Below are 23,969 nucleotides of genomic sequence, written 5' to 3' on the forward strand. Positions count from 1 at the left end.
TTTCAGTGACCTACACCCCCTCTCCTGATTCATTTCAGACCGGCCCTGACAGGCCGTCCCGCACCGAACTCAGAAAGCTCCTGCGCCAGAAACGGCGCTCGCTCTCCCCCCAGCAGCAGAAACAGGCCGCCACACGGCTTACACGGCAGCTTCTGGGACATCCGATGCTTTACCGCGCCCGGCATGTCGCAACCTATCTGCCCAATGACGGAGAGATCGACCCCCGGCCTTACATGGAGGCAGCGCGCAGGCGTGGCATAAAGTTCTATCTGCCGGTTCTGCATCCGGTCCATCGGGGACAACTGGTATTCAGCCCCTGGGAACCGGGAACGAGACTTTACCCGAACCGTTTCGGCATTCCAGAGCCTGCCTTTCGCGAGGGACTGAAACGTCCGCCCTGGGCCCTGGATGCGGTGCTCATGCCTCTGGTGGGATTTGACCGGCATGGTGGCCGTCTCGGAATGGGAGGAGGTTTCTATGACAGGACTTTCGAGTTTGTGCGCCGTACGCCATCGCTTTCACCACGGCTGATCGGGCTGGCTCACGATATTCAGCGTATGAATCTGCTACCGGTTCAGCCCTGGGACATTCCCCTGCAGGGAATTGTGACCGACCAGGGCCGGTACGAGGCCAGCCCCTGAAAGCTGGCGCCCCGGAAAACCTTCAGTCGCTCATTGAGCGTACGAGAGGGGCCTGCAACTCGGCTGGCAGAGACGCAGACCTGTCTTCGGAAGCCTGAATTGAAGTGATGCCACTAATGACAAGGCCAGCGGCAAAAATGAATAGGGCTGCCCGGAGCATGTCAGGCTTGCGTTCCATAATACGTTCCCCTTTCCCACAGACAGGCAAATCTGCGTGAAATCAGACTACTAGTGTAAGTTCCAAGAATCAGGTGAAAGCCTAACAGGCATTCCGTATTTTACAATTTTTGACAGGTTAATCTTTCTTAATATCTCCCGCGCCATTGCCCCTGCCCAGAAACAGACGATAGGCTTCATTGTCGGTCACATTGTCATAGGTGAAACCGATCTTCTTCAACATCGACTCAAAGGCGTCGATATCTCCATCATCTACCTGAACCCCCATGAGCACCCGGCTATAGGCCGACCCATGGTTCCGGTAATGGAACATGGAGATGTTCCACCGAGTGCCCAGCGACATCAGGAACTTCATCAGGGCGCCGGGACGTTCCGGGAACTGGAACTGGTAAACCTGCTCGTTACTTACCGTGGGCGCGTGGCCGCCAACCATGTGGCGGATGTGCTGCTTGGCAAGATCGCTATCGGTCAGGTCAACCACGCCGTAGCCGGTTTCCCGCAGCTCCTGCACCAGCTCATCCCGACCCAGCCCGCCGTGCTGAATCTGGATCCCCACAAAGATCCGGGCTTCCTCGGTATCGGAGTACCTGTAATTAAATTCCGTGATACTGCGTTTGTGAAGGGCATTTATGAATGCCTTGAAGGCCCCCGGCCGCTCTGGAATGGTGACCGCCAGGATGGCTTCACGCTTTTCCCCAATTTCCGTGCGCTCGGAAATGTACCGCAAACGGTCGAAATTCATGTTGGCACCGCTCAGGGTGACCGCGAGGTTTTCTCCCTCAATGCCTTCGCGCTCAATGTATTTCTTGACCCCTGCCACCCCCAGAGCACCAGCCGGCTCAGCTATTGAGCGGGTGTCTTCAAAAATATCCTTGATGGCTGCACAGATCTCATCGGTGGAAACAGTAATAACTTCGTCCACATGGTCCTTGCAGATTTCCCAGGGATGCTCGCCGATCTGCTTGACTGCGACGCCGTCCGCAAAGATGCCCACCTCGTCCAGGGTCACCCGCTCCCCTGCCGCCAGCGCAGCCTGAAGGCAGTTTGAATCATCAGGCTCGACGCCAATGATCTTCACCTCCGGGCGGAGATACTTGATATAGGCGGCCATGCCAGCAATCAGCCCGCCGCCGCCTACGCAGATGAACACCGCATGCAGCGGCCTGGTGAACTGCCACATGAGTTCCATGGCCACCGTGCCCTGACCGGCAATCACGTCCGGATCATCGTAGGGGGGAATGTAGGTGTAGCCGTGTTTCGCGATCAGCTCCCGGGCATGGGCGGCGGCCTCGTCAAAGGCGTCTCCTCTGAGCACAACTCTCGCCCCATGATCTTTCACCGATCGGACCTTGATTTCCGGCGTGGTCTGGGGCATCACAATGACGGCCTTGATGCCCAGTTTTTTCGCCGCCAATGCCACGCCCTGAGCGTGATTGCCCGCCGAGGCACAGATGACTCCTTTTGCCTTCTGTTCTTCCGACAGTTGCACGATCCGGTTATAGGCACCACGGATCTTGAAGGAAAACACCGGCTGAAGGTCTTCCCGCTTGAGGAAAATATTGTTGCCGAAGCGCTTTGAAAGACTGCGGGCCTCGGTCAGCGGGGTTTCGATGGCCACATCGTAGACCCGGGCATCCAGAATTTTCTTGATGTAGCGTTGCGGCATGGCGTTTTATTCCAGTTGACGTCAAAAATGGAGTTCTGCGGCCCGGAGGCAAACGCACAGTGTAGAAAGTTTGCAGAGCCTTCGTCTATAACCCGCTGGCGGCGGGGCGTATAATAGTTACGGATTGCGAATTTTCTGCCTGTTTTCCCACACCGGAGCTTCAAATGACCCAGGACGAACTGAAAAAAGCCGTGGCAAAGGCCGCGCTGGACTACATTGCGCCACGCCTTGGCAGCAAAAGTGTGATTGGTGTGGGCACCGGCAGCACCGCCAATTTTTTCATTGATCTGCTGGCAGACATCCGCATGGATTTCGATGGCTGCGTGGCGAGCTCCGACGCGACAGCGGAGCGTCTGAAGAAGCACAGGATTCCGGTTTACGATCTCAACAGCGTCGCCGACCTCGAGTTCTACATCGACGGCGCAGACGAGGTTAACGGCAGCCTTGAAATGATCAAGGGGGGCGGTGCTGCCCTGACCCGGGAAAAGATCGTTGCCGCCGTGGCAAAAACCTTCATCTGCATTGCTGACGAGACCAAGCGCGTTGACCTTCTGGGCGGATTTCCGCTGCCCGTTGAAGTCATTCCCATGGCACGCAGCCACGTGGGCCGCGAAATTGTCAGGCTTGGCGGTGACCCGGTCTATCGTGATGGAGTCAAAACCGACAACGGCAACATTATTATTGATATCCACAACATGGATCTGTCCCGGCCTATCCAGATGGAGGAAAGACTGAACCAGGTAGTGGGTATCGTAACCAACGGCCTCTTCGCGCGGCGGCCGGCCGATCTTCTGCTGCTTGGCACCAGCCAGGGAGTTGAAAGCATTCCCCGCAAAGGCATCTAGGCTATACCAAGCGCTTGCTTGGTTTCTGAAATTCGGCGACACTGACGTCCTCGTTAACCTGGCAGAGGGCGTCTCCGTGTCCGACTACTTTAATGAAACTCACCAGCAGGCCCGGCTCACCGCACGCCGGTTCGTGTCCACCCATATCCTGCCTTTCATCGCGGACTGGGAGGAGGCGGGTGAATTCCCCCGGGATCTTTACCGCCAGGCCGGCGGAGATGGGCTTCTGGGGATCGGCTTCCCGGAGAACCTTGGGGGAACAGGCGAGGGTGATGTTTTCCTCAAGGTGGCCGTCAGCGAAGAACTGATGCGCTCCACGTCCGGCGGGCTGGTCGCCAGTCTGGGGTCCCTGGACATCGGATTGCCGCCGGTCGCCAAATGGGCCCGCTCCGAAATCCGCGATGAAATCGTGCCATCTGTACTCCGGGGCGAGAAGATTTCCGCCCTCGCGATAACCGAGCCGGGTGGTGGTTCTGATGTAGCCGGCCTGGAAACCCGGGCTGTGCGTGACGGTGACCATTACGTGGTCAATGGCAGCAAGACTTTCATTACCAGCGGCCACCGCGCAGACCACTACACGGTAGCCGTGCGCACCGGCGGGGAGGGCCACGGGGGCATCAGCCTTCTGCTGATCGACCGTGACACGCCCGGATTTGCCCGTGGCAAAAACCTCCGGAAAATGGGCTGGTGGGCCAGCGACACCGCCGAGCTGTTCTTTGAGGACTGCCGGGTTCCCGCCAGCCGTCTGATTGGTGCCGAGAATGCAGGCTTCATTGCGATCATGAGCAATTTTCTGCAGGAACGCCTGATGCTGGCGATCATGGGCTACATGACAGCAGAGATGGCACTGGAGGCCTCACTGGCCTACGCCAAAGAGCGCAAGGCCTTCGGTCGGCCCATCGGGGGCTTCCAGGTGACCCGCCACAAGCTGGTGGAGATGGCGACCCAGGTGGACATTGCCCGGGAGTACACTTACCGGGCAGCGGCCCTGATGCAGGCCGGAAAGAACCCCATCAAACAGGTGGCCATGGCGAAGAATTTTGCCACGGAGGCCTGTGAGTCGGTCACCCGTGAGGCGGTGCAGATCCATGGCGGCATGGGATACATGCGTGAATCGGTGGTGGAGCGACTTTACCGGGATGGCAAGATTCTCTCCATTGGGGGTGGAACTACCGAAATCATGAAAGAGTTGATAGGAAAGCAGATGGGTCTCTGAGATTGCCCAGCTCCGAAGCATCGATGGTGGAGGCCTTTCCCGGACCGTGAGTGGCCAGGGATGGCCACGACCGAGCCTTACATGGGTGAGGCAAGCGTTTATGAAGCAACGCTTCATGCGCAGCCGAGCGACCGCAATCTGCGATTGCGGGCCGGACCCCGGAGGGGTACTTGCAGGCGTGTCCGGGAAAGGCCTCCACCATCGGTGCCAACCTCAAAGCCTGAGACCCTCACCCATCAACCAAAAGGCATTAGTTTCGATTAACAAAGGAACCCCGTATAATTGCGCCCACTTTTTAACCGCAGTTACATCGGACCGCAGAAAGGAACCTTCTATGAACTTTGACCACATCCCCGCTGGCAAAAACCCGCCGGAAGACATCTACGTCGCCATCGAAATCCCGGCCAACAGCTCCCCGGTCAAGTACGAAATCGACAAAGACATGGGCGCACTTCTGGTCGACCGGTTCATGGCCACCCCCATGTTCTACCCGGCCAACTACGGCTTCATCCCCCACACCCTGGCTGATGACGGCGACCCGCTGGACGTGCTGGTAGTCACCCCCTACCCCGTGCAGGCAGGCTGCGTGATCCGCTGCCGTCCCGTGGGCGTTCTCAACATGGAAGATGAAGCCGGCGGCGACGCCAAGCTGGTTGCCGTGCCCCATGACAAGCTGACCAAAGCCTACCAGGACGTCAAGGACATCAACGACCTGCCCCAGCTGCTGCGGGACCAGATCCAGCATTTCTTCGAGAATTACAAAACTCTCGAAGCTGGCAAGTGGGTCAAGGTACAGGGCTGGGACAACGCCGCAGCCGCCCGCAAGGCTATCGAAGACTCGGTAGCCAACTACCGGGGCTAATTATCAGGCCAGCCATAAAAAAAACCGGACAGGCATCCTGTCCGGTTTTTTTGTGAGCGGATGAACGCTCTTAGCCCCGTGACAGCAGTTCCCTGAGGTCACTGATGGCAGAATTGGCCCGGGAGATATAGGCAGCCATGGTCAGGGAGTGATTGGCCAGTACTCCGTAGCCACTGCCGTTCAGCACCATCGGGCTCCACATTTCGCCCTGGGTGCCCTCAAGCTCAATGATCACCTGATGGACGCTCGCCAGAGCGTTCTTGTCATTCAGAACCTTGCGGAAATCCACTTCGATGGCGCGGAACAGATGCAGCAGAGCCCAGGCAGAACCCCGGGCTTCGTAGAAGACGTTGTCTATCTGGGTCCAGGGCGTCTGGACGTCAGCCTGGCCGATGTTCTCTGTCAAAGGCTGGTCCGGATCCGTGCGAGCAATGGCATCGCTGAGCGAGGGTTTGCCAACACTTTCCCCCAGTGCGCGGGACAGGCTTCCCAGGCGGGTTTCCAGATCCGCCAGCCAGTTATTCAGGTTGTCCGCCCTGGCAAAAAACTGGGCCTCTGGCTGATCGGGACGGGACAGGCGCTCCCGGTAGCGCTTGAGAGCCTCGATGCCGCGGCGGTACTCGGATTCGGTGGAGGGAATGGCCCAGCTATCGCTGTCAAAATGGAACTGGGGTTCGGCGATGACCAGATCCTGGTCTTCTGACGACTGGCTCTGGGAGCGGCTGATGTCCTTGCGCATTGCCCGGGACATATCACGGACCTGAACCAGAACCCCGAACTCCCAGCTGGGGATGTTATCGAGCCAGACTCCCGGCGGAAAAAGATCGTTGGAGAGGTAGCCGCCGCGCTTTTCGAGCAGAGTTTCAGCAACCTGTATCAAAGTGCTGGTGGTGGCAAAGCCGGTGACGGGCTCACGATCCATCTCCTGAGCCACCTGCCGGGTATGATCCCGGACCGAAAATACTTCCGGCTCATCGCTCCAGAAGAAGCCTACCACCAGAGCCACCAACAGGTAGGCCAGAATCAGAAAAACAGCCAGTTTGGCAATCCGGCCACCGCCGGTATAATCCGCGACGTCGTCGCCACGATCACGGAAGTAACTTTTAACTCGGCTCAACATACTCAGCATATCCCGTTGTGAGCTGACCGCCAGCCACCGAAATCCGGCGCAATGGCGGTACAGAAAAAAAGAAAACCCGGTTCAGGGGCGGCCTCCGCGGGCTCTGAACAGCGTATTACGATGCCGCAATCATCTGCCAACTGCAACACACGTGCCATTGCCATCTAACTACCAATGGGCGCCGGCCTGCCCAGGTGATAACCCATGCCCCCGTCAACGCCCAGCTTCTGCACGATCTGCCATTCGCTGGCAGTTTCCACTCCGCTCACAAACACCTTTACGCCCCGGCTATGAGCGATAGCGGCAATGGATTCCAGATAGAACTGGTGATCCTCATGCCGTGCAATATCATGAACAAAGCTCTGATCGATACGCACCGCCTCGAAGGGCAGATTTCTCAGATAGCTGAACGGCACGCCCCCCACACCAAAGCCATCCACTATAACGCCGACTCCAAGCTTTCTCAGCTCTCTGACCAGAACCCTTGCTCCCCCCTGATGGTGGTGTACCGAGTGCTCATGAATCCCCACAAGAAGGCGCCGGCGGATTTGCGGGACCGCGCCAAGCCTGGCCAGAAGATTATCCCGGAAGGTCTCATCGGCAACGGACGAGTTGCCAAGGGTGATGGCCAGCGTTCTGCCTGTATCTGCCCGGAGGAGATCAAGAGTACGCTCGAGCACCATCAGGTCCATCCCGGGCATGAAGCCAAAGCGCTCGGCCATGGGGGCGAAAACACCGGCCTGTATCCAGCCATCCCCCAGCCTTAGCCGAACGACCAGCTGACTGAAAAGCTGCTGCCCAGCCGTAGCGAAAACCGGCTGCTGCCAGAGCTGCATCCGGCCCTGTTCCAGCCCCTCCGCGATCATGCGACGCCAGGACTCCGCCCCCGGCTGGGCAGAGAGGGACTGGTCGGCGCCTGAGCAGGCACTGGATTCCGAGGCCTGGGCATGGCGCAGGGCCTGATCGCTCGCAGCAAACAGATCCCGGGCCGACATGCCGGCCTCGACCCCCGCCACGCCGCCATGCACGGCCACTTCCACAGAGGCCACGAAGTCTGCGTAGAGTCCGTCCAGTTCTGCCACCAGCTGCCGGCACCAGAAGAGTGCATCCGGTAGCGCAACCCCTGGCACAAAAATAGCGAACTCGGCGCCGGTCCGCCGGCCTCCAAAAGAGCCTGTGTGATCAAGCATGAAAGCCCTGAGCGCATCCGCGATGTGAATCAGGAGCTGATCGGCCTGCTCCCGCCCCAGAAGCTGGTTTACCTCGCCAAAGTTGTAAAGCTGCACCAGCATGAGAGCGCCCGTTGCGGGCCGCTCCTGCGACTCCACCTCGACCCTGAGCCTCTGATCAAATGCCCGGATACTGGCCAGCGCCGTTACGGCGTCCTCGTTGTTGAGTTTCCGGAGATGCTGGACAAGCTTTGCCTGCCCTTCAAAAAGCTGGCCCAGGTCGTCCGCCATCTGGTTCATGGCATGAGCAACCCGGTTGAGCTCCCGGGTAGACGACACATTCAGCCGTTGACGGAAATCCCGTCGCCCCACTGCGTCCGCCTGGACTTCGATTGCCCTGAGCGGGCGCAGGGTTCGCGCAAGGAAATAATAAAGCAGGACCAGGGCCACGCCGCCGATTGTGGCCGCCGCGGTCACCACGGACCAGGTGATCCGCCACAGGTCCCTGTAGCCCTGAGCCGGACTGCTGGTCACCCTTATACTGCCGAGGCGCTGCCATCCCCTTACTACATCCGCCCGGGCGGTGGGCCGGGGCAGACTGGCAATTGCAGTGAACCAGTCAGGCACTGGCAGGTCATCGAGACTGGCTTTTCGTCCGGCAATCAGTCTCTCCCGGACATCCAGGTAACTGACCTCAAGATAACGACCGCGGTCAAAGACGGCATCTATCAGGCTCGATGCGGCCACTGTGTCACGGCCATCAATGGCATGAGAAAGAGAAAGACCCAGCGCTGTAGCGGCGCCCTGAGCGTGGTCCTGCAGCTGGTCGGCCACATAGTCCCGGAAACGGTCAAAGCTGATGGAAATGCCGACAAGGGAAAGAACGAGAATCAGCCCGCCGGTATAGCTCAGCAGAAGGGTGCGCAGAGTCGGATTTCTGTCCGCCAAACGATTCCATTTCAGTCGCATCCCTGGCTTCCCGTCCCGCTGGCCGTTCAGTCCCGCCCTGGCTTCAGTGCGCCAGGCCACAGTTGACAAACATTTACACTGAGTCACCTACGCCGACAACATTAAACACTATAGACTCTGTAATCGGACTAGTGTTGATAATGAAAAGAATACAGACCAGAGAGATCCATGAACGACGAAAACCAGAAAGACAAGCTCAGGCAGCACTTTGCCCGTCGCGTTACTACTCAGGCCCGGGTCGTACTCGATACCTGGCAGAAGCTCAGGGAAAACCCCGACGGCGCTTCGGCCTTCCGCAAGGATCTCACATCAGCAGCAGAGAAACTGGTCAGGTACGCCCAGCGTTTTGAAATGGAAAAGCATGCCAGGGCCGGCCAGGATCTGGCTGATACTTTGTCCGGCTGGTCCGAGGGCTCGCCCCTGAATGCCGCCCTGACAGAGGCCATCCAGAGCTCCATGGATGACCTCGGCGAAAGCACCCAGCGCAGGGCAGACCAGGACAGTTCCGACACACCAAGGACTTTTCGCCGCACGCCGGTCTATGTAGCAATCAGCAACATGGAGATGGCCACAAGGCTGATCAAACAGCTGGAGTTTTTTGGTTTCCGGGCCTCCGAATTTGACACCCCCTCCTCACTGATGGACGCCTGCGGGCTTCACAAGCCTGAAACCATATTAATGGACGTCAACTTTGGTGGTGCTCCCAATGAAGGCATAGCCACGGTTGAGCGTCTCCAGGAGCGGCACGACACGCCAATCCCCATTGTCTTCATGAGCGACGAAGACGGAAGCATTGAAACCAGGCTTCGGGCTTCCCGTTGCGGCGGCGAGGAATTCTTCTACCCTGCGGTCGATCCCGGTCAACTTATAGAAAAGATAGAAACCTACACCCATGGCAACACGGTGGAGCCCTACAAGGTCCTGGTTCTGGATGATTCCCGCGCCCAGGCCAAGTTCATGGAAACCGTTCTCAAAAAAGCCGGCATGAATGCTCACATCATTACCAACCCGATGGAGATCATTACCGCACTTGAGGCATTCGCTCCGGAAATTATCATCCTGGACATGTACATGCCGGGCTGTACCGGAATGGAGATTGCCCGTGTCATACGCCAGCAGGACCGTTTCCACAGTGTGCCCATCATCTATCTGTCCGCGGAGGATGATGTCACCAAACAGCTGCACGCCATGAGTCAGGGCGGGGATGATTTTCTTACCAAACCCATTGACCCCAAACACCTGATTGCCACCATCCACAACCGTGGCAGACGGGCCCGATCCCTGCTCGCCCTGATGATCCGCGACAGCCTGACAGGCCTGTACAATCACACCCATACGCTTTATCTGCTGGATCAGGAAATCGTCAAGGCGCGGCAGAAAGGTCATCCCCTGTGCTTCGCCATGCTGGACATAGACTATTTCAAGAAGGTCAACGACACCTTCGGCCATCCCATTGGCGACAGGGTGCTCCGCAGCCTGTCAATGTTCCTGAAGCAGCGCCTGCGCAAAAGCGATCATATTGGCCGCTACGGCGGAGAAGAATTTGCCATCATCTTTCCGGAAACCACCGAAAGCGATGCCCGCAGTGTCCTGAACGAGATCCGCGAGCGGTTTTCCCAGCTGCTTCAGCCAGCCGGAGACCGTGAGTTCAACGTCACCTTCAGCAGCGGCGTCGCTACCTGGAAAGGGGACAACTCTCAGGTGCTCTGTGAACGCGCAGACCGCGCTCTTTACGTGGCCAAGGAAAAGGGCCGAAACTGCGTTATCGGCGCCGAAGACTGAGCGCCCCACCTCCTTCTCGAACTCCCCTGCAGCCCTGAGCCCATGAGACGGTTTATGAAACCAACGTCTTATGGACTCGGCTGCCTGGCTTGCTGACAATGGCCAGAGTCCGGGCTGCAATGCCCTCGTATGTCAAAAAGTGTTGAACCCTGAAGCATGAAGACGCACGATGGCTGGAAAATGTCGCTATTTTCGGCGATCCTGTTATAAACAACAGCAAGGCATGAGGTAATCATGGCCACGATTCTGGTCCTTCATGGCCCTAACCTGAACATGCTCGGCGTCCGGGAACCCGACGTGTACGGTCATGAGACCCTGAAAGACATAAATGAGCGGCTGCAGCAGCAGGCGACCGACCAGGGCCATCACCTGCTCCATCTGCAATCCAACGCAGAATATGAACTGATCGAGCGGCTGCATGAGGCCAGAAGCGAAGGCGTTGATTACGTCATTATCAACCCTGCCGCATTCACACACACCAGCGTGGCCCTGCGGGATGCCGTGCTGGCATCAGGAATCAGCTTCATCGAGGTGCATCTGTCAAACGTGCATGCACGTGAGTCTTTCCGGCACCATTCCTGGTTTTCCGATATCGCCGATGGCGTTATCTGCGGCCTCGGCAGCTTCGGCTACGACCTGGCGCTGCAGGCTGCGCTAAAACGCATGAACCGATAAAAGACCAACGGGACTGACTATGGACATTCGAAAAATCAAGAAACTGATCGAGCTGATCGAAGAATCAGATGTCGAAGAGCTCGAAATCTGTGAGGGTGATGATTCAGTGCGCATCTCCCGCCGGCGCGAACAGCCCTCCGGCGGCATGATGATGTCTCATTACGCGCCGCCTCCCCAGCAGGCGGCTCCGGCTCCTGCTCCTGCTGCAGCGCCAGCTGAACCTCGGGTGGAAGAGAAGCCCAGTGGACATGTGGTGAAAGCACCCATGGTGGGTACCTTCTACGAGGCGCCTTCCCCCACTGCCAAGGCGTTCGCGGAAGTTGGCCAGAGCATCAAGGCGGGGGATGTCATCTGCATCATTGAAGCCATGAAAATGATGAATCAGATTGAATGCGACAAGAGCGGCACCATTACCGAGATCCTTGTGGAAAACGGCCAGCCCGTCGAATTCGACCAGCCCCTGTTCATCATATCCTGAGTGTGAATAACCCATGGCCATGATCCAGAAAGTACTGATAGCCAACCGGGGTGAGATCGCGCTCCGGATCCTCAGAGCCTGCAAAGAGCTCGGAATCCGTACCGTCGCGGTTCATTCGCAGGTTGACCGGGAACTGATGCACGTCCGCCTTGCGGACGAATCCGTGTGCATTGGCCCCAACAGCGCGACTGACAGCTACCTGAATGTCCCGGCAATCATCAGCGCCGCCGAGGTGACCGATGCCGAAGGCATTCATCCCGGTTACGGCTTTCTGGCGGAGAACGCCGACTTTGCCGAGCAGGTCGAGAAGTCCGGATTCCGCTTTATCGGGCCGACCGCCGAAGTGATCCGCCTGATGGGCAACAAGGTCTCGGCGATCAACTCCATGATCGGTGCCGGCGTGCCCACGGTCCCCGGTTCCGATGGTCCCATTACCGGCGATGATCAAAAAACCCTGGAGGTTGCCCGCAGAATCGGTTACCCCGTGATCATCAAGGCGGCGTCCGGTGGCGGTGGCCGGGGCATGCAGGTTGTCCACACCGAGGCCGCCCTGCTCAAAAGTATACAGATTACCCAGACCGAAGCCCGCAACGCCTTTGGCGATGAAACCTGCTACCTGGAAAAATACCTCGAGAGACCCAGGCACGTGGAGGTTCAGGTGCTGGCCGACATGCATGGCAATGTCATCCATCTGGGGGACCGGGACTGTTCCATGCAGCGGCGCCACCAGAAGGTGCTGGAAGAGGCGCCTGCGCCGAACATCGACCCGGATGCCAGGGAGAAAACACTCAAGGCCTGCGTCGACGCCTGCAAGGAAATCGGCTATGTGGGCGCGGGAACTTTTGAGTTCCTTTATCAGGACGGAGCCTTCTACTTTATCGAAATGAACACCCGGGTCCAGGTCGAGCATCCGGTATCGGAGATGGTCACCGGGGTCGACATCGTCCGGGAGCAGCTCAGGATTGCCAGTGGCCTGGCCCTTGAATACACCCAGGACGACATCAGGATCTCCGGCCACGCCATGGAATGCCGTATCAATGCCGAAGACCCCAAGACCTTTGCCCCCAGCCCCGGCACGATCAAGCACTTCCATGCACCGGGTGGCAATGGCGTAAGGGTGGATTCCCATATGTACAGCGGCTACACGGTGCCCCCCTACTACGATTCGCTGCTGGGCAAGCTGATCACCTGGGGCGACGACCGGGAAATAGCCAGACGCCGGATGAAAAATGCCCTGGATGAACTACTGGTTGAGGGCATCAAGACCAACCAGCCCCTGCACCGGATGCTGGTCCGGGACGGTGGCTTCAAACAGGTTGATTTCACCATTCACTACCTCGAAAAACTCATACGGGACGCCTGAATGCCCTGGATTCAGCTGAAAATTCCCGCCGATCCGGATAACGCAGACCAGCTTGAGGATCTGCTGATGGAGCTTGGCGCAGACGCTGTGTCCATGGAGGATGCGGCTGATCAGCCCCTGTACGAGCCTGATCCGGGAACCACGCCCCTGTGGCATCGGACCTGCGTCACTGGTCTGTTTGACGCAACTCACGATATCGAGCAGCTGTGCGGCCAGGTCCATGATGCCTGGCACCAGAGAACCCAACAGAGTCTGCCAGAGATAGACATAAGCCTGGTCGAAGACAGGGACTGGGAACGGGCATGGATGGAAGACTTCAAACCCCTGCGGTTCGGCGAGAGATTATGGATCGTGCCAAGCTGGCACGATGCGCCCGACCCCGCCGCCGCCAACCTGCTACTTGACCCTGGCCTGGCATTTGGAACCGGCACTCACCCCACCACTGCCCTCTGCCTGGAGTGGCTCGACGGCCACGAGGTGGAGGGTTCCCAGGTGATCGACTATGGCTGTGGCTCTGGCATTCTGGGCCTTGCTGCCCTGTTACTGAAGGCGCACCATGTGATCGGGGTGGATACTGACCCCCAGGCGCTTGAAGCAAGTCGGGAAAACGCACGCCGCAACCAGGTTGCTCCGGAGAAGCTGGACCTTTACCTGCCCGGAGACGAACCGGATACGACGGCCGACCTGGTGCTGGCCAATATCCTGGCCCAGCCCCTGATAATGCTTGCGCCCCGCCTGGCATCAAAGGTCAGAAGCGGTGGCGACATCGTACTCTCAGGCATTCTCTCCAGCCAGGCACGGGAAGTCATGGAAGCCTATGAACCCTGGTTTGTCATGGATGAGCCGGAACAGCGCGAAGAATGGGTGCGCCTCGCAGGCCGCCGTCGCGACAGATGACGTCAGCGGTCTGAACGACTAAACTCCTGGTCCATGTCCCTGTCCGCTCCGGCATTGCCTCATCACAGGAATAAAGGATGACCGAAACCACCCTCTTGACCCGCTGCCCTCACTGCGAAACCCGGTTTCGGGTGACAGACCAGCAACTGGGCATCGCGAAAGGCAAGGTCCGCTGCGGCAACTGCATGGATGTGTTCAACGCCATTGAGCATCAGGAAAAAGTTCAGCCCGGCTCCAGGCCCGCGCCAGCTCAGCCAGGCGCGAGAGAGACCACTCCGGCAAAACCTGCCCAGGAGACGCCTGACGAGGAAGACTTCGTTTTCCAGGACAACCCGGACGAAGATGCAGTTGAAGGGCGCTATGCGGGCACCCGGGAAACCTTTTCTGATGATGAACTGAGCGACTCCTTCCGTGAATTTGATGAGCGGTCTTCCGGTGGCTTTGACACCATGGAAGATGAAGAGACCGATCATGAGGTGGATGAGAGCTGGGCCGAGGAGATGCTGTCCGAAGCGCCTGCCTCAAAGAAACAGGAACCGGAACCCGAAGAAAAACCTCACGTGTCTCCCGGCACTCCCGGGCCAGCTCCTGCTCCGCAGCCAGCTTCCCATAGCACCACTCCACCCCCTCCTGACAGAGCCCGGGCGCCCCGGCCAGAGGCACAGCCACAGGTGGCACCGGCTCCCGAACAGAGTGCCGGGAGCCAGCAGGAAGAAGAGGACGAAACCTGGCCCTATGACGCCCAGGCCAGTGAAGCGGCGGGGCCGCGCGCAGAGGCGGAAACCTGGCGGAACCTGACCCGCGATCCCATCGCCGTGGGTGGATCCGGCTCCGGCAGTTGGCTGCGGAAAAGCATCTGGACCCTGGTCATTCTTGGTCTTGTCGCCGTGCTGGTTTATCAGGTGGCCTATGCCCAGTTTGATCGTCTGTCATCAATTCCCGAACTTCGGCCCTTTTACGAGAAAGCCTGTGAATTCACCGGCTGCGAACTTGAGCCCCTGATTGCAATGGACAGGATCGAGAGCCGCAAGCTGGTGGTCAGAACTGATCCACAGAACCGGAATTCTCTCATTGTTGATGCTGTCATTGTCAATGAAGCGGATTTCGCACAGCCCTTCCCAAACATAGCCCTCAGTTTTTCTAACCTGAACGGTGATCTGGTTGCCCAGAGTCTCTTCACTCCAGACGACTACCTGGCGGGGGAGGCTGCCAACCTCGAAGCCATGCCGCCGGATACGCCGGTCAGAATCGCCATCCGGATCCGCGACCCCGGACGGGACGCCGTGAATTACAACCTGACGTTCCAGCGCCGCTCTCCGTAAGGGCGCACTGCCAGACCGGGAAGGCGGGAAGCCGGGCAAAAGTCAACCAACCAGAACGAAAAATAATCAGTTTTTTCACACCCTTCCCTCTTCAATACCAGTGCCCCTGGCGGTATCATTATCGCCCCCTGTGATGCGGTGATCATTTATTCACCAGCTGTAATCCGGAACGGAACCATGCTGCCAACAGCGAAAATCGGGCCCTATACGCTCTCCAATCCGCTGATTGTCGCGCCCATGGCCGGGGTGACTGACCGCCCTTTCCGGCTTCTCTGTCGCCGCCTGGGTGCCGGTCTTGCGGTATCGGAAATGGTGATAGCGGACAGCAGCCTGTGGCACACCCGCAAGTCCCAGCTCAGGCTGGACCATACCGGCGAACCCGAACCCCGTTCGGTGCAGATCGCTGGAGGGGATGCGGAGATGCTGGCCAACGCCGCCCGGCTGAATGCCGAACATGGGGCCCAGATCATCGATATTAACATGGGCTGCCCCGCCAAAAAGGTCTGCAACAAGGCCGCAGGCTCGGCACTGATGAAGGATGAATCCCTGGTGCGGGACATTCTGGAGGCCGTGGTCAATGCTGTAGACGTTCCGGTGACGCTGAAAATGCGCACCGGCTGGGACAGGGACAACCGCAACGCCGCGGTGATTGCCCGCATGGCCGAAGATGCAGGCATCCAGGCACTGGCGATTCATGGCAGGACAAGGGCGGACGCCTACCTGGGTGAAGCAGAATACGACACCATCGCCGACGTGAAATCCCGGGTTGGCATTCCCGTTTTTGCCAACGGGGATATCACGTCGCCGGAAGCCTCGCGGGATGTGCTTGCTTACACCGGCGCGGACGGCCTGCTGATTGGCCGGGCGGCCCAGGGCAGCCCCTGGATATTCAGGGAAATACTGCATTTCCTTGAAACCGGCCAGCACCTGCCCGCACCCGCCCTCGATGAGGTGGAACAGATTCTCGCCGGACATCTTGACGCTCTCCATGAATTTTATGGCGAAGTGATGGGAGCCCGGATAGCCAGAAAACACGTGGGGTGGTACCTGCAGTCCCACGACCCGGACAGGCAATTCCGAAAACACTTCAACGCCATCGACGGCGCACTGGAGCAGAAAGATTCAATTCAACAGTACTTTGCAGGCTTACGAAATGGAGAGGTATTCGCAGCATGAGCGCTGAGACACTGGCAAACGACAACATGGCCCAACCCGCAAACGACGACATTCACCAGCTGCAGACGGTGAACAGCAGCGGTAACACCGTCACTCTGCGGGACAGCGTAGAGGTGGCTCTCAAGAATTATTTCGCTCAGCTCGACGGAGCTCCGGTCACCGAAGTCTATCAGCTGGTGCTGTCCGAAGTGGAAGCGCCCCTGCTGGAGCAGGTCATGAAATACACCCGCAACAACCAGACCAAAGCCTCCACAATGCTGGGCCTGAACCGCGGAACCCTGCGCAAAAAACTCAAGCAGCACGGCCTGCTGTAATCTGACAGTTCAGGGGAACCCGGGTTGCGGCCCGACCCTTCCCGGAATCAGGAGGGCCTCCCGGACACAGCTGCGAGGCCCTTGTTCGTTCATATCCAGCGAAAAAAATGACCTATGGCAAATCAGGCTAATACACCCGTACGCCGCGCACTGATCAGTGTTTCTGACAAAACCGGCATTGTCGACTTCGCACGCCAGCTCGCGGAGCGGGGCGTTGAGCTGCTGTCCACCGGTGGTACTTTCCGCCTGCTTCGTGAGAACAGCATCCAGGTCATCGAAGTGAGTGACCATACCGGCTTTCCCGAAATGATGGATGGACGCGTAAAAACCCTTCACCCGAAGATACACGGTGGCATTCTGGGACGTCGTGGCACTGACGATCAGATCATGCAAGCGCATGATATCGCCCCCATCGACATGGTTGTGGTCAACCTGTATCCCTTTGAAGCCGCGGTGGCGAACCCGGATTGCGACCTGGAAACAGCCATCGAGAACATCGACATTGGCGGGCCCACCATGGTCAGGGCCGCCGCCAAGAACCACAATGACGTCGCCATCGTTGTCAGCGCTTCAGATTACGGGCGTGTTTTGGCCGAGCTGACGGACAACAGGGGCCAGCTCACCTTCAGCACCCGCTTTGACTTGGCGGTAAAGGCGTTCGAGCACACCGCCGGCTATGACGGCGCCATTGCCAATTACCTTGGCGGACGCACCGAAGGCAACTCCGACCCCGACCTGCCCCGCACCTTCAACACCCAGTTCGTGAAGGTCCAGGACATGCGTTACGGTGAAAACCCCCATCAGCGGGCAGCCTTCTACGCCGAGCGCCATCCGCGGGAAGCCTCTGTGGCCACCGCCCGGCAGCTCCAGGGCAAAGCACTGTCATTCAACAACGTCGCCGACACGGATGCAGCGCTTGAGTGCGTCAAGCCCTTCGCCGATCCGGCCTGCGTCATCGTCAAGCATGCCAACCCCTGTGGCGTTGCCATAGGGGCCGACATTCTCCAGGCCTATGAGCTGGCATTCGCCACTGACCCCACCTCGGCCTTTGGCGGCATCATTGCCTTTAACCGGGAGCTGGATGCGCAGACAGCCAAGGCCATCATGGACCGGCAGTTTGTCGAGGTCATCATTGCGCCGTCAGTGAGCGCGGAGGCAGCGGAACTGGTTGCCGCCAAAAAGAACGTGCGATTGCTGGCCTGTGGCGAATTTGATGTCGAGCGCGCCAGAGCCATGGATTTCAAACGGGTGACCGGCGGCCTTCTGGTGCAGGACCGGGATCTGGGCATGGTGGCCATGGAAGACGTCAAGGTAGTCACGGAGCGCCAGCCCACCGAAGCCGAGCTCACTGACCTGCTGTTCGCCTGGGAGGTTGCGAAGTACGTCAAGTCCAACGCCATCGTCTATGCCCGCGCAGGCCGCACCATCGGCATTGGCGCCGGTCAGATGAGCCGGGTATACAGCGCCCGGATCGCGGGCATCAAGGCCGCGGACGAGGGCCTGGAGGTCAAGGGCTCCGTCATGTCCTCGGATGCTTTCTTCCCCTTCCGGGATGGCATTGATGCAGCGGCTGCGGCAGGTATCACCGCCGTGATCCAGCCCGGCGGTTCCATGCGGGATCAGGAAGTCATCGACGCGGCCAATGAACACGGCATTGCCATGGTATTCACCGGCATGCGCCACTTCCGGCATTAAAATGAGAGTATGGGGTCAGAACTCGGGTTCTGACCCCGTCCGACTTCCAGAACTTCTGTTCTGACCCCGGTCTGACTTGAAGGTACACAACCATGAATATTCTGATCATAGGCAGCGGCGGTCGCGAACATGCCCTGGCCTGGAAAGCCGCCCAGTCGCCCCACGCAGACCGCGTGTTCGTCGCGCCGGGCAACGCGGGTACAGCGCGGGAACCCGGGCTGGAAAATGTCGGCATTGACGTCATGGACCTCAAGGGCCTGGTGGATTTTGCCTCCAGTCACCATGTCGGCCTTACCATTGTCGGCCCGGAAGCGCCGCTTGTGGAGGGCATTGTCGATCTGTTCCGCAGCCGGGGACTCAGGGTCTTCGGGCCATCAGGAAACGCCGCTCGGCTGGAAGGTTCAAAAGCCTTTACCAAGGACTTTCTGGCCCGCCAGAAAATCCCCACCGCCGGCTACGGCAACTTCACCAATATGGAAGCCGCGCTTGACTATGTCCGCGAGCAGGGCGCCCCGATCGTGGTCAAGGCCGATGGCCTGGCGGCCGGCAAGGGCGTGATTGTTGCCATGACCCTGGAAGAAGCGGAAGACGCCATCCGGGACATGCTGGCTGATAATGCCTTCGGCGAAGCGGGCAGCCGGGTGGTCATCGAGGAATTTCTCGAAGGCGAGGAAGCCAGTTTCATCGTCATGGTGGATGGCAGGAATGTGCTGCCCATGGCAACCTCCCAGGACCACAAGCGGGTGGGAGATGGCGATACCGGTCCCAACACCGGCGGCATGGGCGCCTATTCCCCCGCCCCGGTGGTTACCGATGCCGTCCACAGACGGATCATGGACGAGGTTATTTACCCCACAGTCAACGGCATGGCGGCGGAGGGAAACGAGTATACCGGGTTCCTCTATGCCGGCCTGATGATCGATCCGGACGGCGCACCAAAGGTGATCGAGTTCAACTGCCGTTTTGGCGATCCGGAAACCCAGCCCATTATGCTGCGGATGCAGTCTGATCTGGTGGAACTTTGCCAGGCGGCCATCGACGGCAGACTCGACCAGTGTGAGTCAAGCTGGGATGACCGTGCCGCCGTGGGCGTGGTGCTTGCTGCCGGCGGCTATCCCGGCAGCTACCGCAAAGGGGATGTTATCCGGGGCCTGCCCGACACCGAAACTGCCGGGGAAAAGATCTTTCACGCTGGCACCGCCCTCAGCAACGAACAGGTTGTCACCAGTGGTGGACGTGTGCTCTGCGCAACCGCTCTGGGTAATACAGTGGCCGAGGCACAGGAAAAGGCCTACCGCCTGGCCGACACCATTTCCTGGGAAGGAGCATTTTGCCGTCGTGACATTGCCCACCGGGCCATCGACCGGGAAAAGGCCTGAGCTCGTAGTTCGGCACTGACGCAAACGACCTCGCAAACCCGAAGCCCGGCCATTGACCGGGCTTTTTTTTGCTCTAAGGTATGAGGCCGTTAACCGGCCGCAGCCCGCCGTTCATCAACCCATGGCGAATGACAGCATGACTACCCAGCCCCTGATTCGCGTTCTTCTGATTGTTTTTTCCACGCTGTTTGTCCTCACAGCCTGTTCCCGAACTCAGATCTACGACACCGCCATCAGCTTCGAACGATCTTCCGCCGATCTCACCCCTGGTGAGCTCCAGGTCAACAACATGACCATCAGTTACCTTCGCAACGAACCCAAGCCTGATGCAGAAACCCTGGTCATGATCCATGGCTTCGCCGCCAACAAGGACAACTGGCTGCGCATGGCCGGGCACCTGACCGATGACTTCAACATTCTGATTTTCGATCTTCCAGGCCACGGCGAGAGTTCCAAGGACTTTGATCTTGGCTACACCTTCGAAGACCAGGTGGGCCACGTGAACGCCATTCTTGCCGAGCTGGACACGGGCGAGGTGCACATGATCGGTAACTCAATGGGGGGCGCCATCACGGCCCTTTACGCAGCCACCTACCCCGACCAGGTCAGGACCGCGGTCCTGTTTGACCCGGCCGGCGTGTTCGAATATGACAGTGAGCTGGTGGGGCTCGTAAAACAGGGAGAAAACCCGCTTATTGTTGAAGAAGAAGGTGACTTCGAACGTCTGATTGACTTTGCCCTGGAGAAAAAGCCGTTCGTGCCCTGGCCTATCTACAGCGTCATGGAAGAAAAGGCCATTGCCAACAGGTCAATCAACGAACATATCTTCCTCGCCATCCGGGATTCCGGCTTTCAGCCAGAGTTCCGCAACGCTCTTGAAAAAATCACCGCGCCGGTACTGGTGATCTGGGGCAGGGAGGACCGCGTGATCCACTACCGCAATGCCGAGATCTTCCAGGACCGGATTCCCCATGCGGATGTGGTGCTCCTCGATAACGTAGGCCATGCGCCCATGGTTGAAATTCCCGAACGTTCGGCCAGAATGGTCCGCGATTTCATAGCGACAACTGACCCCCAATCCGTCAGCGTTCAGCCCTGAGGCAAGCAATCATGACCAACGCCGTATACACCGAAATCAACGGGCCGGTGTTCACCATCGTCCTCAACCGCCCGGAGAAGCGGAACGCCGTGGACCGACCTGCCGCCACTGCACTGCGAACGGCATTTGAAGTCTTCGAGTCCAATGACAACCTCCGGGTAGCGGTGCTTTTCGGCGCTGGCGGACACTTCTGTGGTGGCGCCGACCTGGCGGCCCTGAATGACCCCGAAAGACGCAATGAGCTTGATGCCGATGGCACGGGGCCTGGCCCCATGGGTCCAACCCGCATGGAGCTGACCAAGCCGGTGATTGCGGCAGTGTCTGGGTATGCCGTCGCGGGCGGACTGGAGCTTGCTTTGATGTGCGACCTCCGGGTGGTCGAAGAATCCACCACCTTTGGCGTCTTCTGCCGCCGCTGGGGTGTCCCGCTGATTGACGGAGGCACCGTGCGCCTGCCCCGCATTGTGGGACATGGCCACGCCATGGACATGATTCTCACCGGCAGGCCGGTTGCCGCCGACGAAGCCCTGCGCATGGGTCTCGCCAGCCGGGTGGTCCCTGATGGCGAAGCCCGCGCTGCCGCCGAGCAACTGGCAGCAGACATTGCTGCTTTTCCCCAGCGCTGCATGAAGGTGGACCGCATGTCCGCAATCAGGCAGTGGTCCCTGGACACAGAGGCCGCACTGCGTCAGGAAGGCAGGGACGGGTTCCCGGTCATCTTTGCAGAATCCCTTGAAGGCGCCGCGCGTTTTTCCGCCGGAGAAGGCCGTCACGGCGAATTCGGCAAGGGCGATTCCAACTGAATCTGCTATCCTGCGGAAAGACCAGCTGAGCACAGCGTTTCATCCTTTCGGCAACCGGTGACCACCATGATGACCCAGATGACGTCCCTCCATGAAGAGAGGCTTGACCGGGTTTGCGCCGCGCTCAAGGCTACCGGAGCAAGGCGCATCCTGGACCTCGGCTGCGGCTCTGGCTCGCTGCTCTACCGGCTTCTCCGGGAGCCACAGTTTACCGAAATTGTCGGCCTCGAAACCTCCGGAGTGTCCCTGGCCCAGGCCCGGACCATGCTTTCTGGGCACCTGAACCAGACCTGCCCCCGCTTGACCCTACGCCGGGGCTCCTACGCCGATCAGACCATCCCGCTGGCAGGCTATGACGCAGCCGCCATGGTCGAAACCATCGAACATGTCCATCCCCATGAGCTGTCGACAGTAGAACTGACCGTGTTTGGGTACTTCCGCCCTGCTTCCCTGTTCATGACCACGCCAAACCGGGAATACAATCCGCTGTTTGATCTGGCGCCGGGAGAATTCCGGGAGGAAGACCACAAATTTGAATGGGACAGGCCGAAATTCCAGCGCTGGGCCAGAGGAGTTGCCCAGCGCAACGGTTACCGGGTCGTATTCGGCGGCATAGGCGTTTATCACCCCGACTTTGGCGAGCCAACCCAGACAGCCATGTTTACCCGCTGTGAGGGGGCTGGCCAGTGACTCCCTTCCCGGAAAAATCCACCCGCATGACCAGAAGGGGGCCACTCGCAAGCCATGTATGAAGTCATCTGGATTATCTTTGCCTTTTCACTGGGGCTTGTGGTCAGACTCGTTGGCCTGCCGCCGCTGGTAGGCTATCTGGCCGCCGGCTTCCTGCTCAGTGGACTGGGGTCATTCACGGCGCTGCCCGTGGAGAATGGCGCAGCGCTGAAGCACCTGGCCCATGTTGGCGTTCTTCTGCTGCTCTTCACCGTGGGTCTGAAGCTCAAGGTGAAATCCATTCTGCGTCCGGAGGTCATCGGCGGCAGCCTGCTGCATTTTGCCATTACCTGCGGCATTTTCACCCCCGGCATCCATTTGCTGGCCGGTGTGGACTGGCAGACAGCCCTGCTGCTGGCAATCGCCCTGTCTTTTTCCAGTACGGTGCTGGCTGCCAAGGTGCTGGAGAGCAAAAGGGAACTGCGGGCCTTCCATGGCCGGGTCGCTATCGGCATTCTGATCATGCAGGACCTTGTCGCGCTGCTGGTAATGAGCCTGGCTTCCGGCAAAAATCCCTCCACCTGGGCCCTGGTCATTTTTGGTCTCCCGCTGCTGCGGCCGATACTCTTCCGGCTGCTTGATGCCAGCGGCCACGATGAGCTTCTGGTTTTGCTCGGCCTGCTGCTCGCGCTGGTGCTGGGGGGCTTCGGCTTCGAGTCGGTGGGGCTCAGTTCAGAGCTGGGCGCTCTTGTGTTCGGCGCAATGCTGGCCAACCACCCACGGGCCGAGGAGTTGTCAAAATCCCTCTGGTCGCTCAAGGAAATATTCCTCGTGGGCTTCTTTCTGCAGATTGGCATGGGCGGCCTGCCGGATGGCGACGCCCTGGCATTTGCCCTCATTGCCTCGCTGGTCCTGCCCCTGAAAGGCCTCCTGTTCTTCTTCCTGCTTCTGGTATTCCGCCTCCGGGCAAGAAGCAGCTTCCTGAGCAGCCTGTCGCTCACCAATTACAGCGAATTTGGCCTGATCGTCGCCAGCGTCGCGCTGACAGAATGGCTGATTCCACTGGCCATCACAGTTGCGCTGTCTTTTGTGATTTCGGCACCCATCAACAGAATTGCCCATTCCATCTACGAGCGGTTTTCCCACCGTCTGATCCGATACGAAAGCCAGCAGCGCCACCCGGACGAGCAGCCCCTGTCCCTCGGCAATACACGGGTTCTGGTCATGGGCATGGGCCGCACAGGCACCTCGGCTTACAATCAGCTTGGCCGTACCGAACCCAACCTGACCGGGCTGGACTCGGACCCGGCAAAGGTAGACAAGCATGTCCGGGAGGGACGCAGTGTGCTGTTTGCCGATGCCGAGGACACCGTGTTCTGGGAAGGTCTTCACATGCCTCATCTGAAGGCGGTAATTCTTGCCATGAATGACATCGAAGGCAAGCTGATCGCTGCCCGGAAGCTGCGCGAGAAAGGTTTCAGGGGCTATGTGGTGGCCCACACCATGTATGCCGACGAAGCCGAGAAAATCAAAGCCGCCGGGGCCGACGAAGCCTGGCTCACCATGAACGAGACCGGCGTCGCCCTCGCCAGCCATGTTATCGATTTTACCGGCCGGCCGCTGCCAAACGACTGAACTCTCTGCCGGCCACC

The 23,969-nt window shown here is 59.0% G+C and carries 21 protein-coding genes; 18 read left to right on the top strand and 3 right to left on the bottom strand.

Features of this window, described 5'->3' with window-relative positions; genetic code table 11:
• Positions 1-5 precede the first annotated feature (5 nt).
• Positions 6-641, top strand: a complete 636-nt coding sequence (locus LG327_RS01845) for a 5-formyltetrahydrofolate cyclo-ligase (protein WP_404365153.1) — start codon at positions 6-8, stop codon at positions 639-641.
• A gap of 295 nt (positions 642-936) precedes the next feature.
• Here LG327_RS01845 and ilvA read toward each other — a convergent pair whose 3' ends face one another.
• A complete protein-coding gene (ilvA, locus tag LG327_RS01850; protein ID WP_404365154.1) occupies positions 937-2,484 on the bottom strand; it encodes a threonine ammonia-lyase, biosynthetic in 1,548 nt (515 codons plus the stop codon).
• Between the two features lie 164 nt (positions 2,485-2,648).
• Here ilvA and rpiA point away from each other — a divergent pair, with 164 nt between their 5' ends.
• The 3 genes from rpiA (at position 2,649) to ppa (ending at position 5,407) form a co-directional block, all read left to right on the top strand.
• Positions 2,649-3,329, top strand: a complete 681-nt coding sequence (gene rpiA, locus LG327_RS01855; protein WP_404365156.1) for a ribose-5-phosphate isomerase RpiA — start codon at positions 2,649-2,651, stop codon at positions 3,327-3,329.
• 76 nt (positions 3,330-3,405) lie between these two features.
• On the top strand, positions 3,406-4,545 hold the full coding sequence (locus LG327_RS01860; protein ID WP_404365158.1) for an acyl-CoA dehydrogenase family protein: 1,140 nt from the start codon (positions 3,406-3,408) through the stop codon (positions 4,543-4,545).
• A 334-nt stretch (positions 4,546-4,879) separates the two neighbouring features.
• Complete coding sequence (ppa, locus tag LG327_RS01865) at positions 4,880-5,407, top strand: inorganic diphosphatase (RefSeq protein WP_404365160.1); 528 nt, start codon at positions 4,880-4,882, stop codon at positions 5,405-5,407.
• Positions 5,408-5,477: 70 nt separating this feature from the next.
• Here the strand turns inward: ppa and LG327_RS01870 are convergent, their stop codons facing one another.
• Both LG327_RS01870 and LG327_RS01875 read right to left on the bottom strand, forming a co-directional pair.
• Positions 5,478-6,527, bottom strand: a complete 1,050-nt coding sequence (locus tag LG327_RS01870; RefSeq protein ID WP_404365162.1) for a DUF2333 family protein — start codon at positions 6,525-6,527, stop codon at positions 5,478-5,480.
• Between the two features lie 164 nt (positions 6,528-6,691).
• Complete coding sequence (locus LG327_RS01875; protein WP_404365164.1) at positions 6,692-8,665, bottom strand: EAL domain-containing protein; 1,974 nt, start codon at positions 8,663-8,665, stop codon at positions 6,692-6,694.
• 168 nt (positions 8,666-8,833) lie between these two features.
• Between LG327_RS01875 and LG327_RS01880 the strand changes: the two genes are divergently transcribed.
• From LG327_RS01880 to LG327_RS01945, 14 genes are all read left to right on the top strand, one after another.
• Positions 8,834-10,447: a diguanylate cyclase gene (locus LG327_RS01880; RefSeq protein WP_404365166.1), complete on the top strand. Its 1,614-nt coding sequence runs from the start codon at positions 8,834-8,836 to the stop codon at positions 10,445-10,447.
• Between the two features lie 234 nt (positions 10,448-10,681).
• Entirely contained in the window at positions 10,682-11,122 is a 441-nt protein-coding gene (gene aroQ, locus LG327_RS01885) for a type II 3-dehydroquinate dehydratase (RefSeq protein ID WP_404365168.1), read from the top strand.
• A 19-nt stretch (positions 11,123-11,141) separates the two neighbouring features.
• Positions 11,142-11,600: an acetyl-CoA carboxylase biotin carboxyl carrier protein gene (gene accB, locus LG327_RS01890; RefSeq protein ID WP_404365170.1), complete on the top strand. Its 459-nt coding sequence runs from the start codon at positions 11,142-11,144 to the stop codon at positions 11,598-11,600.
• Positions 11,601-11,613: 13 nt separating this feature from the next.
• Positions 11,614-12,963, top strand: coding sequence for an acetyl-CoA carboxylase biotin carboxylase subunit (accC, locus tag LG327_RS01895; protein ID WP_404365172.1), 1,350 nt, complete (start codon positions 11,614-11,616; stop codon positions 12,961-12,963).
• Positions 12,964-13,860 carry a 50S ribosomal protein L11 methyltransferase gene (prmA, locus tag LG327_RS01900; RefSeq protein WP_404365174.1) on the top strand — a complete coding sequence of 299 codons (897 nt, stop codon included), beginning with the start codon at positions 12,964-12,966 and terminating at the stop codon, positions 13,858-13,860.
• Positions 13,861-13,937: 77 nt separating this feature from the next.
• Positions 13,938-15,182 carry a DUF3426 domain-containing protein gene (locus tag LG327_RS01905; RefSeq protein WP_404365176.1) on the top strand — a complete coding sequence of 415 codons (1,245 nt, stop codon included), beginning with the start codon at positions 13,938-13,940 and terminating at the stop codon, positions 15,180-15,182.
• Positions 15,183-15,359: 177 nt separating this feature from the next.
• Positions 15,360-16,358: a tRNA dihydrouridine synthase DusB gene (gene dusB / locus LG327_RS01910; RefSeq protein WP_404365178.1), complete on the top strand. Its 999-nt coding sequence runs from the start codon at positions 15,360-15,362 to the stop codon at positions 16,356-16,358.
• Between the two features lie 26 nt (positions 16,359-16,384).
• Entirely contained in the window at positions 16,385-16,672 is a 288-nt protein-coding gene (gene fis, locus LG327_RS01915) for a DNA-binding transcriptional regulator Fis (RefSeq protein ID WP_404369152.1), read from the top strand.
• Positions 16,673-16,786: 114 nt separating this feature from the next.
• Positions 16,787-18,367, top strand: coding sequence for a bifunctional phosphoribosylaminoimidazolecarboxamide formyltransferase/IMP cyclohydrolase (gene purH / locus LG327_RS01920; RefSeq protein ID WP_404365179.1), 1,581 nt, complete (start codon positions 16,787-16,789; stop codon positions 18,365-18,367).
• Between the two features lie 92 nt (positions 18,368-18,459).
• Entirely contained in the window at positions 18,460-19,746 is a 1,287-nt protein-coding gene (gene purD, locus LG327_RS01925; protein WP_404365181.1) for a phosphoribosylamine--glycine ligase, read from the top strand.
• Positions 19,747-19,882: 136 nt separating this feature from the next.
• The gene (locus LG327_RS01930; RefSeq protein WP_404365183.1) at positions 19,883-20,845 is read left to right on the top strand and encodes an alpha/beta fold hydrolase; all 963 of its coding nucleotides are present in this window, start codon (positions 19,883-19,885) and stop codon (positions 20,843-20,845) included.
• An 11-nt stretch (positions 20,846-20,856) separates the two neighbouring features.
• The gene (locus tag LG327_RS01935; RefSeq protein WP_404365185.1) at positions 20,857-21,648 is read left to right on the top strand and encodes a crotonase/enoyl-CoA hydratase family protein; all 792 of its coding nucleotides are present in this window, start codon (positions 20,857-20,859) and stop codon (positions 21,646-21,648) included.
• 66 nt (positions 21,649-21,714) lie between these two features.
• The gene (locus LG327_RS01940; RefSeq protein WP_404365187.1) at positions 21,715-22,338 is read left to right on the top strand and encodes a methyltransferase; all 624 of its coding nucleotides are present in this window, start codon (positions 21,715-21,717) and stop codon (positions 22,336-22,338) included.
• A 54-nt stretch (positions 22,339-22,392) separates the two neighbouring features.
• Complete coding sequence (locus tag LG327_RS01945; protein ID WP_404365188.1) at positions 22,393-23,952, top strand: cation:proton antiporter; 1,560 nt, start codon at positions 22,393-22,395, stop codon at positions 23,950-23,952.
• The last annotated feature ends 17 nt before the right edge of the window (positions 23,953-23,969 follow it).

The sequence above is a fragment of the Marinobacter sp. genome, assembly GCF_044799475.1.
GTDB lineage: Bacteria > Pseudomonadota > Gammaproteobacteria > Pseudomonadales > Oleiphilaceae > Marinobacter.